Origin of the sequence: Massilia aurea, from assembly GCF_040790145.1 — a bacterium.
In the GTDB taxonomy this organism is placed as follows: domain Bacteria; phylum Pseudomonadota; class Gammaproteobacteria; order Burkholderiales; family Burkholderiaceae_D; genus Telluria; species Telluria aurea_C.
On record NZ_JBFMMP010000010.1, the window covers coordinates 147,252 to 162,586 of the forward strand.

Here is a 15,335-nt window from a genome sequence, read left to right on the forward strand (position 1 = left end):
CTGAACGGGAATGCGGCCGGGGAAGGGCGGGCCGCCCGATCAGTTCAGCACGGTTTATGCGCGTGTACTACCCGCTCGATCAAGAAGCGGCGTCAGAAGCAGCCCTGGAAGCGGCTTTGCAGCGGCGTTGCGTCAGGGCTTGTCGGCCTTGCTGCGCCCATTGCGCCGGGCACGCGTGGCCGGTTCCGCGGCTGGCGCGTCGGGCGCGCTGGACGGCGCAGCGGCGCCGTCCGTACCCTCGGCCGGCATGGTGCTGGTCACCGCCTGGCGGAACTGGTCTTGCAACAGGTTCCACCAGGCCACGGCGGCCGGCATGGCGGCGCCCGTGGCGTCGGGCACAGCCTGCGCTGCTTCCGGCGCCGGCGCAGGTGGCGGCGGGGTCGGCGTTGGCGGCGTCGGCGTCGTTTGCGTGCTGGCAGCCGGCGTGGCGGCCTGCGCCATCTGCGCGAAGAATTGCGCGAACGGCGCGACTGACGATTCGCCGACGTTGCTCTGGCCCATAGCCTGGGCCATGCTGTCGCCCATTGCCTTGAGCGTGGCCAGCGTGCCGCGCTGGATTTCAAGGGCCTGGATCGAGCCGTGCAGCATGTTCTGGTTGAGCGTGAGCCAGGATTCGACGGCCTTCAGGTCGGCGATCTTCTTGTCCAGGTCTTCCACCGACATGCCGGCGCCGGGCAGCGGCGGCATGCCCGGTACGCCGGTCATGCCCGGCATGGCGCCGGGAATATGCATGCCGCCCCACAGGTTCTTGACGAATTCGAGGGTGTCGGTCATTCCGGGCATGGGCGGCTTGAGCATAGCGGTCTCCGTGGTGTTGTCGTACTAGCGTAGCAGATTATGGGCTGGCAAACTACGCACCGGCACGCCACCCGGACAACGGCCCAGGCAGGCCCGCGCTACACTAACGGGATGCATCCAGCACCGTTCATCCTCCACCGCCGCCGCAGTTCCTTCGTCATGGCTGCGCTGGTCGTCGTGCTGCACTGGCTGGTGCTCGATCTGCTGGACGTCAATCTCGGCCTGCCGCGCCAGGTTGGTGTCGACAGCGGCCCGACGACGATGATGGCGCAGTTGCTGCCCGAGACCGCGCCGCCGGTCACGCCGGCGCCCGTGCCGTTGCCGGTGGCCGAATCCGGCCCGCCGCCGCTGCTTGAAATCGCACCGGTGGCCCTGGACGTCGCCTTGCCGGGCAACCCGGCCGGCATCACGCAAGCCGCCGCGCCGGCGCCGGTGTCGGCCGAACCGGCAGGCGAGGCCGTTGCGCCGGTCGCACCAACGCCAGCCGCGCCAACGCCGCCGGCGCCCGAAGCCCCGCCAGCCATGCCGGCACCAGGGCCGCCGCCGCCGCCCGAAACGCGCCGCTACACCATCGACATGCCCCCGCCCGCGAAGATCACGCTCGACGTGGCGCGCACCGACGCCGACGGCACCGAGTGGTCGGGCGAGGCCGTGCTGGCCTGGCAACTGAACGAGGACAGCTACCGGATCCAGGTCGAAGCCGGCATCCGCGTCGTGTTCGCGCGGGTCAACCTGGTGGTCTTGAAAAGCGAGGGCGCGGTGGCCGAAACGGGTTTCGCACCGATCACCATGACCGAAAAACGGCGCGGGCGCGCCATGACGGCCACCCATTTCAACTGGGGCTCGGCCCGGGTGACGTTCTCGGCCTCGCAAGCGACGCATCCCTTGCCGCCGGGCGCCCAGGACAAAGCCAGCATCCCGCTGCAACTGACGGCGATCGCGCGCGGGGATCCGAAGCAGCTCAGCGGCGACATCGATATTTTCGTGGCCGAAGACAAGGATGCGGCGATCTACCGCTTCAAGGTAGTGGGGCAGGAAGAGATCGATACCAGGCTCGGCAAACTGCAAACCTGGCACCTGACGCGCCCGCCGCAACCGGGTTCCTACAAGTCGCGCCTGGACATCTGGCTGGCCCCCGCACACGGCTGGTACCCGGTGCGGATTCGCAATAGCGAACCCAATGGAGCAGTAACCACGCAAACAGTGAATAATATCGCCTTGGACCATTCAGGATCTTGATATGACTATGAGCAAAATTCGACACATCGGCGCGGCCCTGGCGCTGACTTTCGCACTGGGTGGCGCGTCCGCCCAGTCCGCCCATCCGGCCGTCAAGCGTGCGTTCGAGTTGCCGCCGTCGGCCGACCTGGCCTACGACCTGGCTGCGCGCCAGAAGGGCCTCGCGCTGAAAGGCGACGCCACCGTCACCTGGCGCGCCGGCGACGGCAAGTATGACGTGCGGATCGAGTCGCGCGTGGCGATTCTGGGCACGCTGCTCGACAACCGCAGCCAGGGCGTCATCGACGCCTACGGCCTGGCCCCGACCGAATTTTCCGAAAAGCGCATGCGCAAGGACCCCACCTCGATCACCTTCGACCGTTCGGCCAAGGCCATGAGCTTCTCGGAAGGCGACAAGACCTACCCGCTCAAGGGCGGCGAGCAGGACCGCGTCTCGATCACCTGGCAACTGGCCGCCGTGGCGCGCGCCGCCGGCGACAAGTTCAAGCCGGGCTCGGAGTGGCCGTTCTTCGTGGCCGGGCGCAGCAGCGCTGAAGCCTGGACCTTCAAGGTCGTGCGCAGCGAGAAGGTCAAGACGGGCCTGGGCGAGGTCGATGCGATCCTCGTCACGCGCGCAGCGCTCAAGGGCAGCCGCGACCAGAGCGTCGACGTCTGGCTGGCGCCGGCGCACGAGTGGTATCCCGTCAAGATCCGCTTCACGGAAGGCGGCGACGAAACCATCGAGCAGACGCTCAAGAGCGTGACCAAGTTGTAATGCTGGCGTAACTGATAGCACAAACCCGTCGTTCCAGCGGAGGCTGGAACCCAAGTTCCTTGCCGCAAGCCACAGGAATGTTAGCTATTCGCAACAGAATTAGGTTCCAGCCTTCGCTGGAACGACGTATCGGATGCCACCTTTCCGGGCAGCCATTCCCGGATTGCCCAGTCTGAACTGTTATACTGACGCCCCCGCGAAGCCGGCCGGGTCTGTGGTAATAAATGCACTACAGACCCGTCTCGACCGCGCACGAGACTGGTTATAGAGTGGCAACTACACAATGATCGACCCCCAAGCCGGCGCGGCCCACGCTGCCGACGCCCTGACGACAGCGCAGGAACTTGATCCGCTGCAGGTGCACTTCCAGGAAGGCGTTGCTCCCGACGAAATCGAGCAAGTCTTCCACCTCAAGCGCGCCCAGCCGATGCTGTCGGCCTTCACCGCCTTGTTCCACGGTACGCAAGATGGCGTGCTGGTGCGTCTGCTCGTCCTGCGCGAACTGGCCGGCGATGCCTCCACCTCGGCCTTCTCGCGCGCCGACATTAACCAGAAGCTGGCCTACCTGGTCCCGGAAAGCCTGGAAACGGTGCTCAACCGCCTGCGCGGCCACGGCCTGCTGGCCTGGGACGCCCCGGCCGCCGTGTACCGCATCACGCCGCTGGCGCGCAATGTGCTGTCGGCCCTCGAAACGCTGCTGGCGCTGGGCAAACCCGAAGGCGACGAAGCCGAGATGGGCTTCCTGCTGTCGCAAGTGGCCGGCGCCCAGGCCGTGGGCGGTGTCACGGTCGACCAGTTGAAACACCTGCTCGGCCGCCTGGTCGAACTTACCGAGGAGTTCCGCGATGCGATCGCATCCGGCTCCGAATTTCGCCTGCGCACCTCGCAGGCCAAGTGGCATATGGCCTGCGACTGGGTCGAGAAGGGTTCGGTCATCCTGCGCGCGATTACCTCGGACGAACGGGCCGACGCCGCCACCCACCGCGCGGCGCAGGCGATCGGCCGCGCGCAGAGTGCACTGCTGAATATGCAGGGCATGTTCTCGCGCGCGCTGAACCAGATCGAGCGCCAGCGCGTGCATCTGGGCCAATCGGGCCTGTCGACCACCGATGTGAAACGCTGGCTGCTGGCGCACGACGACCTGGCCAGCCTGGCCGCCGGCGCCATCGACCGCCCGGTCACGCCGCTGTTCGGCACGCCGGCCGAGATGATCGACGTGGCCGAAACCGAACTGCTGGCCGAGCGCATCATCTCGACCGGCCCGAAAGGCCTGCCGAGCGGCCAGGATGCGCCGCTGACGGTCAACGACAATCCGGCGATGCAGCTCGAGCTGAACGACTGGATCAACAAGCTGGCCGATTTCGCCAACCTGGGCAACTTCCCCGAATTTTCGAGCGTCGGCCCGCGCCGGGTGCAACTGCATGAGTCGCTGCTGCCGGCCACGTTCGCGCTGGCCTCGTACCGCGCGTCGCTGCTGCCGCTGCTGGGCGACGCGTCCGAAGCGAGCCTGCAGGGTGCGACCGCCGAACTCGCGCGCCTGCCGCTCACGTTTGTTTCGCTCGACGAGATGGTCCAGCTGAACGACCCGGAAGTGGCGGCCATGTCGGTCGCGACCCTTTCACTGAATGCCGAATCCACTCCTGATGGACAGTCCGCCCCATGAATGACGATGCACAAATCCTGATCGCGCGCCTGCTGACGCACCAGACCCTGCGCCGCGACGACAAGATGGTCAAGCGCGCGCTGTCGGACGACCAGTTCCGCGCCGAAGTCGACAAACGCCTGCTCGAATCGGGCCTCAAATTGCTCGATAACGTCTACGCCGACCACGTCACCGTGGCCCTGCACCGCAACGTCGAGCCGAAGATCTTCGGGGCCAAGGACATCTGGCAGAACAATAACTTCGGCCTGACGCGCGACGGCGTGGCGCTGCTGGTCGTGCTGTGGGCGCAGATCATCCTGCCCAAGCGCGAGCGCCAGGAAACCCACACCATGATCGACGACGACCAGAACGACATGTTCGAGAAGGAGTTGTCGATTCCGCGCGCCGAAGACACGTCGATCGGCATTTCGTACACGGCGCTGCTGTCGGACTTCGGCGACAAGCTGGGCAAGAAGACACGCATGGACATGAACCTGGGCGTGCTGTCGAAACTGGGCTTCATCGAGCGCCGCGGCGACGTGATCCTGGAAGGCCCGCTGCTCGACCTGATGATGGACACCGACGTGCTCAAGGAGCGCATCATCAACGGCGCACTGTCCGAGGTGTTCAAGCGCGCCCCGCTGGCGGCGGCCCCGCGCCGCGTGGCCCCAGTAGATGCGGTCGATCTTGACGCCGCCAACGATCCCGTCCCGCCCGATGACGTCCCCGACGTCACAGATGCTCCTGACACCCCGACCCCGAATTGAGATAGCCGATGTTCCACATTAAATCACTCGAACTGGTCCACTGGGATTACTGGCAGCGGATCAAGAACATCCCGCTCGACGCCAAGATCATCACGATCGCTGGCCAGAACGGCTCGGGCAAGACCACGCTGCTCGACGCGATGCGCACCCTGTTCGGGCTCGATTGTTCGATGGGCCGCACCTATAAACATTATGCGCGCCACTCGGGCCAGCAAAGCGCCTGGCTGCGCGCGGTCGTCGACAACAAGCCGATCGGCCGCCAGTTGTCGAACCGGCCGTTTCGCCACTCGGGCTTTTTCGCCGACGATGAAGTGACGCTGTTCTGCCAGGTGCAGAAGAACGGCGGCGACTGGAAGCGCCAGTACCTGATGCGCCCGGGGAACGTCGAGATCGAGGAAGTGACCGAAGCGACCGACTGGCTCGGCGTGGAAAACTATCGCAAGCGCCTGGCGTCGGCCGGCCTGTCGCCGGCGATGTCGAAAGTGCTGGCGCTCGAGCAGGGCGAGACCGACAAGCTGTGCGAATACGCGCCGCGCCAGTTGCTCGATCTGGTGTTCCAGGTCTTCGGCGACAAGGAAGTGCTGGACGCCTACGACGAAGCCAAGCGCCACCAGCGCGACACTGAAACTGAGCTGAAGCGCTTCGAGGCCGAACTGGAAGCCTCGCGCACCAACCTCGAAGGCTTGCGCCTGCGCGTGGCGAACCACCATCAGTGGTCGGATCTGCACAAAGAGAAGCGCGAGCTGCACGAAGAAGTACTGCCGGCGCTGCAATACCACGAGGCGCGCGAGAAAGCCCTGCTTGTCTCGCGCACGCTGCGCGAAGCGAAAAAGCCGCTGGTGCAGGCCGATGGCCAACTGGCCGAGAAACGCAGCCAGCTGGCCAGCCAGCAGCGCGCGCTGACCGAAGCGCAGAAACAGGAAACGCAACTGGAGCAAGAGGGCGGTGAGCTGGCCAAGCGGCTCACCGAAGTCAACACGCGCCTCAAACCCCTGGAAAGCCTGCTCGAGCAGCGCGACCGCCTGCAAAAGCTGTCGGCTGACGCTGGCGCCGACATCGCCGAAGTGGGCAAGCAGCTCGGTGAAAAAGAAGCCGAACTGGCGCGCCAGAAGAGCGCGCGCGACGCCGTGTCGACGAAAATCGCGGGCGAGATGGCGACCATCTCCCAGCTGCAGGGCAAGAGCGCGATGCCCGAGCCTGAAGCGCAGCGCCTGATGCGGCGCGCGCTGCGCGACGAGGGCATCGCCCACGCCATGCTGTCGGACATCGTCGAGGTGACCGACCCGAAATGGCAGGGCGCGGTCGAGGGTGTGCTCGGTGGTTACGCGTCGGTCGTGCTGCTCGAAAAAGCATCGGATGCAGCCAATGCCTACCGCCTGGCCGAGAAGGAGCGTTATCGCCACTTCATCGTGCCCGACTGCGTGAACGCCCCGGTCGTCAAAGACGACAGCCTGCTGTCGGTGGTGAGTTTTTCTGGCAAGGCCCCGGGCTGGCTGATCGATCAGCTGGAGCGCATCGTGCGCGTGGACTCGGTCGATGACGGCTTCAAGAGCCGCTCGGACGAATGGATCACGCCGGACGCCTACCACCGCGAACGTCGCGGCGGGCGCTCGCTGTTCGTGGAAGCGTCGCGCTACCGTTTCGGCGCGGCGGGTAAAACGCAGCGCCTGGAAGCGATCCAGAAGTCGCTGCCGGCACTGGAACAGAAAGAAGACGCGCTGACGCTGGCGATTTCGAAGCTGGCCGCCGAAGTGGGCGGCCTGAAAGCGCGCATCGCGGGCGTGGACGCGGCCAAGGAACTGTCTGCCCGTCAGGAAGAATTCGAGGAAGCCGCGCGCGCACTGGCGCCGTTGAAAGCCGAGCGGATGGACGTGGGCGCGCGCCTGGGCGAGCTGCAAACCCTGAGCAAGAACGCCACCGTCGCGCGCACCCGCGCCGACACCGTGTGGCAGAACGCGCGCATGGCATTGTCGGAAGCCGAGGCGGGCATGCGCCTGAACCATCGCCGCCAGATCGACCAGCGCACCGAACACGCGAAAGCGCTGCTGGAACTGCGCCGCAGCTGGCGCGCGGTGCCCGGCGCGTGGAAGAACCCGAACTGGCGCGGCGACCTGGTGGCCAAGCACCAGAACGCGCACCAGGTCAACCTGCGCCTGGGGTCGCTCGAAGGCTCGCTGGCGCGCGAAGACTGGGAGCTCGACGCCACCGTCATCGACCAGTATGCGCGCCTGCACGACCAGCTCGACAGCCGCCAGACGGAAACCGAAGAGCGTCGCTACCAGAACAACCGCGCGATCGAAGCGACCGGCAATGCACGCGGCGCCTACATCGAGCGCCTGCGCTACACGATCAAGACCTACACCAAGAACATCCGCGAACTGGGTGGCCTGGCCGGCATCGACGTGCAGGCCGACCCGGTGCGGCTGGAGAACGACGACGTGCAACTGGCGCAGGCCGGCCTGCACGTTCGCTTCAAGTTCGACGGCAAGGACCAGATCGGGATGAACGACGGCGAAGCGTCGGGCGGCCAGCAGGTCATGAAGTCGCTGGTGCTGCTGATTGGCTTGTTGAAATCCGAGGAAGGCTCGGGCGGCTTCGTGTTCATCGATGAACCGTTCGCTCACCTTGATATCCGTAACATCCAGCTGGTCGGCGAGTTCCTGAAGAACACCGACGCCCAGTACCTGATGACGACGCCGTTGACGCACAACACGGACGTCTACGATCCGTCGGAACTGACGCTCATCACGAGCAAGAAGAAGAAGGACCAGCAGTGGGCGCAGCCGATTTTCGTGCTGCAGCGAAGGAAAGAGGCGGCGAAAGCGGCTTGATTTTCGGGTTTCGGGTTTGCTGCGAACTTGGGTTCCCGCCGAGGCGGGAACGACGTTCTTGGGTACGTGTCCGAAGCTCGCAAGGTAGCGTGCCTCCAGCATAAAACAACGTCGTTCCCGCGCAGGCGGGAACCCAAGTACTACCCCAACTTCACCCCTGCAAACTCGCCCGCTTCATCTTTCGCCGCCAGCGCAGCAACCCGGCCGAATAACACGCAAAATACCCGCTCGTGAGCCCCACGCACAGCATGGTCAGCGGGCTGTCGCTCAATTGCGGCGTGGGCAAGTCCTTGCCCTGGTTGGCGTAGATCTCGACGCCGATGTACAGGATGCGCGCCACCAGGATCATCGCCATCACCAGGCCCAGGCGGGCATTCGGCGTGAAATAATAACCCTCGGGCGTGTCGTCGAAGCGCGTCAGCTTCAAGCCCCATACGCCGTAGCCGATGCCGCCAATGGCGCCCACCAGCAGCGCCGCCAGGTTGTAGGGATTGGTGAACAGCTGCGCCGCCGGCACCACGATCATCGCACTGAACACCAGGATGCCCGTGTAGTGGCGCTGGTAGATCGAGCGCTGGCGCAGCATCTGCTTCTTGATGCGCGCGTAGATGCGCCAGACCAGCAGCGGGGGCAGGACGAGCAGGGCCAGGGTCGTGATCGAAAATTCCATGGGGCGGCAATCAGCGGTGTTCGGAAAGACCGCATTGTAGCCGACTGCCGGCGCGCGCCGCGCCGCGGGCGGGCATGCTAAGGTAGGTTTGACCAGCAGCCACCTGGAGGACCGCATCATGCAAGCAGGCTACCCCGCGCCATCAGCGCCGCAATGTCGCGCACCGTTTTCGATCCACGCCCATCGCGCGCCCGACCCGGCGCCCGTCGACGATCCGATGCCCGAGCCGTTCGAGACGCCGCATCCACACCACCAGCCGGGCCATCTGCCGCACGATGAAGAGCCGGTGCCCGATCCAAACCCCAGCTGACGCAGGTTGGCGGCGAGTGCTACCATGGAGCATTGCCGCTCTTCTGTTGGACGCAATGAAACACCGCCTTTTCCTGTTTGACCTCGACGACACTCTGCTCGATTTCCGGGCTTCCGAACAAGCCTCATTCCAGCGCACGATGGCGCACCTCGACCTGCGCGATGGCCTCGACGCCTTGTTTGCGCAGTATCAGGCGATCAATGTCGCGCTGTGGCGCCTCTTCGAACAGGGCGCCGTCACCAAGGACTTCCTGCGCATCGAACGTTTTCGCAAAACCTTCGCCGATAATCGCATCGACCTCGATCCGCATGTGGCCAGCGATGTCTTCAGCGAAGCGCTGGCCGATACCGTGGTGCTGATCGACGGCGCCGTGCAGCTGTGCGAGCGGCTCGCCGGTATCGGCGAAGTGGGCATCATCACCAACGGCGCGCATTCGGTCCAGCACCGGCGCATCGCCAGTTCGGGCCTGGCGCCGTCGCTGTCGTTCGTCGCGACATCCGAGGCCTGCGGCTTTGCCAAGCCGGATAGCCGCTTCTTTGACTACACCAGCAAGATGGCGCGCAGCTTCGCCAAGCTCGATACCGTGATCGTGGGCGACCGCCTGGACGCCGACATCCTGGGCGCGAACCGCTTCGGCATCGACAGCTGCTGGTTCAATCCGGGCCGCCTGGCCAACGAATCGCAAGCGATCCCCACCTGCGAAGTCGACAGCCTGCACGGCGTGGACGCCTCACTGCGACGCCTGGCGCTCGCCTGAATTGACCCCGGCGCCGACGCCGGCGGCGCTGAACGCTTCGCCGCACGCCCGGTTGCGCCCCGCAGCCTTGGCCTGATACAGCTGCGTGTCCGCGCGCACGACCAGGTCGGCGGTGGTCAGCGAATCCTTGCCATCGGGTTCGAAGGACGCCACGCCGAAGCTGGCCGTGACGATCTCGAATGGCGACTGCACATGCGCGATGCGCAAGCCCAGGATTTCCTGGCGAATGCGCTCGGCCACCGCCATTGCGCCCTGCAGGTCGGTCGCCGGCAGGATGACGGCGAATTCTTCCCCGCCGTAGCGCGCGGGCAGGTCGCCGGTGCGATTGAGCCTGTCCGTCAGGACGCCCGCCACGCTGTGCAGGCATGCGTCGCCGGCAGGATGGCCGTAATGGTCGTTGTACTTCTTGAAGTAATCGACGTCGATCAGGATCAGCGCCAGCGGCGCCTTGCTGCGCAGCGCACGCCGCCATTCGTGGTCGAGCATTTCATCGAAGCGGCGCCGGTTGGCCAGTTGCGTGAGCTTGTCGGTGTGCGCCAGTTCGTGCAGGCCCAGGTTGTCGCGCTGCAGGTCTTCGGAATAGGCGCGCAAGGTCTGGTCGAGCCGGTCGCGGATGGTGATCTGGCGTACCAGCTTGCGCGCGAACAGGGTGAACAGCGCCGCGATCAGCAGCGTGACGGCGCCAATGAGCAGACTCGAACGCTTCCAGTCGCCGAGCAATTCATCCTTGGTCTGGCCGACAGCGATGACGAAGGCGAAGCGGTCCACCCGGCGGTAGCTGTACAGCCGCTCGATCTTGTCGACCGTGGCGGTCAGGAAGTCGGCGCCGGCCGTCTTGTTGCGAATCGCCTGGAACACCACGCCGTGCGACAGGTTGGTGCCAATGACTTTTTCGTCGAACGGGCGGCGGTAGACCACCGTGCCATCGTCCAGCGCCAGCAGCACCGTGCCGGTGCGGCCGACATCGAGTTCGTCGTAGATCTTTTCAAAGAAGTTGACCTTCAGCGTCACCAGCACGACGCCGGCAAAGCTGCCATCGGCATGGTCGATGCGGCGCGACACCGGTAATACCCAGATGCCGGTCGAGCGGCTGCGCACGGGATGGGCCACGTGGATCTCGCGCCCCGGACGCTCGCGGTGGTACTGGAAATAGGCGCGGTCGGCATTGTTGCCAACGATAGTCTGGTGCAGCGACGTGGCCAGCCAGGCGCCATCTTCGCCGTACACGAAGATGCCATGCAGCTCGGGTGTGGTGTGGGTCAGCTCGACCAGGTGCGCTTGCAGCCGCGCCAGGGCCGCAGGACTGGTGCCGTCGTGCTCGACCCGCTCGGCGACGTTGGCCAGCGCCATATTCGTCGTCTTCATGGCCGATTCGACCTGGGCCCCGACCATGCGCGCGACGTTGCTGGTGGCGATCGCGGTCTGCGCGATCTGCGCCTGGCGCGTGGTCCAGATGAACCACGCGGCGAACGCCACCAGCAGGATGCAGGCCAGTACGGTCGCGGCAACCACGAAGCGCGCCACGGGCCGCCGCTTGCTGGACAAGCGCAGGAAATCGAGCGCCGAATTGTCGGTGGATGGTGTCAATGCGCCTCAGCTGTGTGGAATGCGGCATTGTCTGCAACGCCGCCCCTGCATGAATCGAATCTGTCCTCTGCGCGTATTGTGCCACCAGACGTCGTGCCATGGCGCGACGCCACGTGCGCACCCTGGCTGCGGATTCATGTTCTGGCGTCATATGCCCAATGTATCAAATAGCCTTACTCGCGCGCGCGTTCGGTTATATATTGGTCGATTGTTCAGCCGATCGCTGCGCCCGCGCCGCGATCGCACCATCACAAGGAACCCCATGACCGTCAAAGCCTACGGCGCCTACGCTGCCGACAAACCTCTCGAATCAATGGACATCACGCGCCGCGCGCCGGGCGCGCATGACGTGCAGATCGCCATCGACTTCTGCGGCGTGTGTCACTCCGACCTGCACACCGTGCGCGGCGAATGGGCCGGCTCGCAGTTCCCGTGCGTGCCGGGCCACGAGATCGTCGGGCGCGTGTCGGCCGTCGGCGCGCACGTCACGCAGCACAAGGTCGGTGACCTGGTCGGCGTCGGCTGCATGGTCGACTCGTGCAAGGCCTGCGCCGATTGCGGCGAAGGGCTGGAAAACTATTGCGACAATATGGTCGGCACCTACAACGCGCCGACCGCCGACGCACCGGGCCACACGCTGGGCGGCTATTCCGAGCAGATCGTCGTGCACGAGCGCTTCGTGCTGCGCGTGACCCACCCGCAAGAGCAGCTGGCCGCCGTGGCGCCGCTGCTGTGCGCCGGCATCACCGTCTGGTCGCCACTGCGCCACTGGAACGCCGGTCCCGGCAAGAAGGTCGGCATCGTCGGCATTGGTGGCCTGGGCCATATGGGCATCAAGCTGGCCCACGCGATGGGCGCGCACGTGGTGGCGTTCACCACGTCCGAATCGAAGCGCCAGGACGCGCTGGCGCTGGGTGCCGATGAAGTCGTGATCTCGAAGGATGCCGCCGCCATGGCCGCGCAGGCCAGGACGCTCGACCTGATCATCAACACGGTCGCCGCGCCGCACGACCTCGATGCGTTCTTGCAGATCCTCAAGCGCGACGGCACCATGGTGCTGGTCGGCGCGCCGGATTCGCCGCACCCGTCGCCACAGGTGTTCAGCCTGATCATGAAGCGCCGCGCCATTGCCGGTTCGATGATCGGCGGGATACCGGAAACGCAAGAGATGCTGGATTTCTGCGCCGAACATGGCATCGTGTCGGACATCGAGATGATCCGCGCCGACGAGATCAATGGCGCCTACGAGCGCATGCTCAAGGGCGACGTGAAGTATCGCTTCGTGATCGACAGCGCCTCGCTGGCGGCGTAGGCCAACTTCGGTCAAGTTCGCCCAACTTCGGCCCGTAGCGGGCCTTTTTCTGCGCACCTCCCGTGCCTCCGGCGCGGGAGGTGCGTTTTTTTCTACTCTTGCATAACCAATGAATCCAACTGTTACCGTCGCTTGCGACAGCAAGCCCGCCGAACCTGCGGCATGGGGCGCCGTGATGGCGATGTCGCTCGCCGCCTTTGCCCTGGTCGCGTCCGAATTCATGCCGGTCAGCCTGCTCACGCCACTGGCGGCCGACCTGCGCATCACCGAAGGCCAGGCCGGGCAGTCGATCGCCATTTCCGGTGCTTTCGCGCTGGTGACCAGCCTGTGCCTGACGTCGGTCGTGGGCCGGCTTGACCGCAAGACGCTGCTGCTGGCGCTGACTTGCCTGATGATCGCCTCCGGCACCGTCGCGGCGTTCGCGCCGAACTATCCGCTGTTCATGGTCGGCCGGGCGCTGATCGGCGTTGCCATCGGCGGCTTCTGGTCGATGTCGGCAGCCACCACGATGCGCCTCGTGCCGTCGGCCGACGTGCCGCGCGCCCTGGCCATTCTCAATGGCGGCAATGCGCTGGCCACCGTGATTGCGGCGCCGGCGGGCAGTTATCTGGGCGGGGTGATTGGCTGGCGTGGCGCCTTCTTTTGCCTGGTGCCGGTGGCGACGGTGGCCCTGGCCTGGCTCTGGTTCAGCCTGCCGGCGCTGCGTCCCGAAAACCGGCATGCATCCGGCGGCATGTTCGGGTTGTTGAAGCGTCCCGAGGTCTGTCTCGGCATGGCGGCAGCGAGCCTGTTCTTCATGGGGCAGTTCGCGCTGTTCACCTATCTGCGGCCGTTCCTTGAAACGGTCACCGGCGTCGACGTGCCGACGCTGTCGCTGATGCTGCTTGCACTGGGCGTGGCCGGGTTTATCGGCACCACGCTGATCGGCGCCGTGCTCAAGGCGCGCATGTATACGGTCCTGATCGCGATCCCGCTGATCATGGCGGTTATCGCCGTGGCGCTGCTTGTCGTCGGCAAGTCGGCGGCGGCGACGCTGCTGCTGCTGGCGGTCTGGGGCCTGGTGGCGACAGCGGCGCCGGTCGGGTGGTGGACCTGGCTGGCGCGCACGCTGCCGCGCGATGCCGAAGCCGGCGGCGGCCTGATGGTGGCGGTGGTGCAGTTGGCGATCATGCTCGGCGCCACCTGCGGCGGCCTGCTGTTCGACGCCAGCGGCCATGTCGCAACCTTCGGCTTCAGCGCCGCCGTGCTGGTGGCCGGCGCTGTCCTGGCGCTGCTGGCGGGGCGCGCCGGCCGCGCCGCTCAACCCTTGTAGTTCAGCCGGTGTAATTCAACCGGTATAGCGCAGCGCGTCGATCACCAGGCCGAGCGCGCGCGACGAATGGCGGCGGCTCGGATAGTAGGCGTGCAGGCCGGGGAAGCTCGGACACCAGTCTTCCATCACGCTGATCAGGCGACCGGCCTGCACATGCGGCGCGATCAGGCTCTCGGGCAGGAAGGTCACGCCAACGCCGGAGAGCGCTGCGGCCAGCATGTGGTGCACGTTGGTAAACACTGCCTGGCCGCGCACGCGCGCCTCGAATGCTTGGCCCTCGTGTTCCAGCTCCCACGCATACAGCCCGCCGCTGCTGGCCAGCCGCAGGTTGATGCAGTTGTGCTGCATGAGGTCCTGCAGCGACGCCGGCCTGGCGCGCTGCGCAAAGTAGGCCGGCGCGGCGACGATCCGCATCGGCACGTCGGCCGACAGGCGCACCGCGATCATGTCCTTTTCTACCTGGTCGCCATGGCGCACGCCGATGTCGAAGCGTTCTGCCGCAATGTCCACCAGGCGGTAATCCGAACTGATTTCGACGTGCAGGTCGGGATACTGCGGCAGCAGCGGCGCGATGCGCGGCCACAGCACGGTGTCGATCACATGGTCGATCGCGGTGATGCGCACGGTGCCGGCCGGCTTGTCGCCCATATCGCTGATGGCGATGATCTCGGCATCGATTTCTTCCAGGCGCGGCCCCACGTTCTGCAGCAGGCGCTCGCCTGCTTCGGTGGGCGAGACGCTGCGCGTCGTGCGCGTGAGCAGGCGCACGCCAAGGCGTTCTTCGAGCGCACGCACGATGTGGCTGAGCGCCGACTGGCTCATCCCCAGCCTGGCGGCGGCGCGGGTGAAGCTGCGCTCGCGCGCAACGGCGATGAAGACGAGGATATCGTTGATGTTGTCACGGGCCATCTATTGATGATACAGGATCATCAAATGATGCGTGCATCCATGCATGCAAATCATGAGCTGCTGCTCGTGCTGCGCAGCCAGTCGCTGCCCTTGCCGGCCAGCGCCGTATCGATCACGCCTTGGGGCAGGCTGTACACCGTGGCCCAGGTAGCGCGGCCATCGATATCGTTGGACGGGAAGCTGGTGGTCTCGATCGGCCAGTTGTATTTGCGTTTCAGCGCGCGCACGATCGCGGCCAGCGTGACGCGCCCGCGCAGCGGCTCGCTGCCTGCCTGGTCGGCATTGGACAACAGCACGGCGAGCACCGCGCCGCGTGCGGTGCGAGGGCCGGGATAGATGGGGTGTTTGCTTGCCATGGCAGGATTCTACCCGGCCAGGGCGAAGTTCGCGCCGCGTGGCGCGCAGTTCGCGCCAAGGCAGGGCCGGTTCGTCGCATGCGCTCCCGCA

The 15,335-nt window shown here is 65.8% G+C and carries 14 protein-coding genes; 9 read left to right on the forward strand and 5 right to left on the reverse strand.

What is annotated here, in order from left to right:
* Positions 1-132: 132 nt before the first annotated feature.
* Positions 133-798 carry a PhaM family polyhydroxyalkanoate granule multifunctional regulatory protein gene (locus AB2N08_RS15280; protein ID WP_367611513.1) on the reverse strand — a complete coding sequence of 222 codons (666 nt, stop codon included), beginning with the start codon at positions 796-798 and terminating at the stop codon, positions 133-135.
* Between the two features lie 111 nt (positions 799-909).
* Here AB2N08_RS15280 and AB2N08_RS15285 point away from each other — a divergent pair, with 111 nt between their 5' ends.
* The 5 genes from AB2N08_RS15285 to AB2N08_RS15305 all read left to right on the forward strand — a co-directional run bounded on the left by AB2N08_RS15285 (position 910) and on the right by AB2N08_RS15305 (position 8,031).
* Positions 910-2,037: a DUF3108 domain-containing protein gene (locus AB2N08_RS15285; RefSeq protein WP_367611514.1), complete on the forward strand. Its 1,128-nt coding sequence runs from the start codon at positions 910-912 to the stop codon at positions 2,035-2,037.
* A 7-nt stretch (positions 2,038-2,044) separates the two neighbouring features.
* Positions 2,045-2,791 carry a DUF3108 domain-containing protein gene (locus tag AB2N08_RS15290; RefSeq protein ID WP_367611515.1) on the forward strand — a complete coding sequence of 249 codons (747 nt, stop codon included), beginning with the start codon at positions 2,045-2,047 and terminating at the stop codon, positions 2,789-2,791.
* Positions 2,792-3,074: 283 nt separating this feature from the next.
* Positions 3,075-4,454: a hypothetical protein gene (locus AB2N08_RS15295; RefSeq protein WP_367611516.1), complete on the forward strand. Its 1,380-nt coding sequence runs from the start codon at positions 3,075-3,077 to the stop codon at positions 4,452-4,454.
* Positions 4,451-5,200 carry a hypothetical protein gene (locus AB2N08_RS15300; protein WP_367611517.1) on the forward strand — a complete coding sequence of 250 codons (750 nt, stop codon included), beginning with the start codon at positions 4,451-4,453 and terminating at the stop codon, positions 5,198-5,200. The genes AB2N08_RS15295 and AB2N08_RS15300 overlap by 4 nt, the downstream gene beginning before the upstream one ends.
* Positions 5,201-5,208: 8 nt before the next feature.
* Positions 5,209-8,031, forward strand: coding sequence for an ATP-binding protein (locus tag AB2N08_RS15305; protein ID WP_367611518.1), 2,823 nt, complete (start codon positions 5,209-5,211; stop codon positions 8,029-8,031).
* Between the two features lie 151 nt (positions 8,032-8,182).
* Here the strand turns inward: AB2N08_RS15305 and AB2N08_RS15310 are convergent, their stop codons facing one another.
* The gene (locus AB2N08_RS15310) at positions 8,183-8,701 is read right to left on the reverse strand and encodes a hypothetical protein (RefSeq protein WP_367611519.1); all 519 of its coding nucleotides are present in this window, start codon (positions 8,699-8,701) and stop codon (positions 8,183-8,185) included.
* A gap of 118 nt (positions 8,702-8,819) precedes the next feature.
* Between AB2N08_RS15310 and AB2N08_RS15315 the strand changes: the two genes are divergently transcribed.
* Positions 8,820-9,011, forward strand: a complete 192-nt coding sequence (locus AB2N08_RS15315) for a hypothetical protein (RefSeq protein ID WP_367611520.1) — start codon at positions 8,820-8,822, stop codon at positions 9,009-9,011.
* A gap of 55 nt (positions 9,012-9,066) precedes the next feature.
* Positions 9,067-9,768, forward strand: coding sequence for a YjjG family noncanonical pyrimidine nucleotidase (locus AB2N08_RS15320; protein WP_367611521.1), 702 nt, complete (start codon positions 9,067-9,069; stop codon positions 9,766-9,768).
* Here AB2N08_RS15320 and AB2N08_RS15325 read toward each other — a convergent pair.
* Positions 9,742-11,355, reverse strand: a complete 1,614-nt coding sequence (locus AB2N08_RS15325; protein WP_367611522.1) for a GGDEF domain-containing protein — start codon at positions 11,353-11,355, stop codon at positions 9,742-9,744. The genes AB2N08_RS15320 and AB2N08_RS15325 overlap by 27 nt on opposite strands.
* A 262-nt stretch (positions 11,356-11,617) precedes the next feature.
* Between AB2N08_RS15325 and AB2N08_RS15330 the strand changes: the two genes are divergently transcribed.
* Together AB2N08_RS15330 and AB2N08_RS15335 are read left to right on the forward strand one after the other, a co-directional pair.
* A complete protein-coding gene (locus tag AB2N08_RS15330) occupies positions 11,618-12,667 on the forward strand; it encodes an NAD(P)-dependent alcohol dehydrogenase (RefSeq protein ID WP_367611523.1) in 1,050 nt (349 codons plus the stop codon).
* 109 nt (positions 12,668-12,776) lie between these two features.
* Positions 12,777-13,979, forward strand: coding sequence for an MFS transporter (locus AB2N08_RS15335; protein ID WP_367611524.1), 1,203 nt, complete (start codon positions 12,777-12,779; stop codon positions 13,977-13,979).
* 15 nt (positions 13,980-13,994) lie between these two features.
* Here AB2N08_RS15335 and AB2N08_RS15340 read toward each other — a convergent pair whose 3' ends face one another.
* Together AB2N08_RS15340 and AB2N08_RS15345 are read right to left on the reverse strand one after the other, a co-directional pair.
* Positions 13,995-14,888, reverse strand: coding sequence for a LysR family transcriptional regulator (locus AB2N08_RS15340; RefSeq protein ID WP_367611525.1), 894 nt, complete (start codon positions 14,886-14,888; stop codon positions 13,995-13,997).
* A gap of 50 nt (positions 14,889-14,938) precedes the next feature.
* Positions 14,939-15,244, reverse strand: coding sequence for a hypothetical protein (locus AB2N08_RS15345; protein ID WP_367611526.1), 306 nt, complete (start codon positions 15,242-15,244; stop codon positions 14,939-14,941).
* Positions 15,245-15,335: the final 91 nt, after the last annotated feature.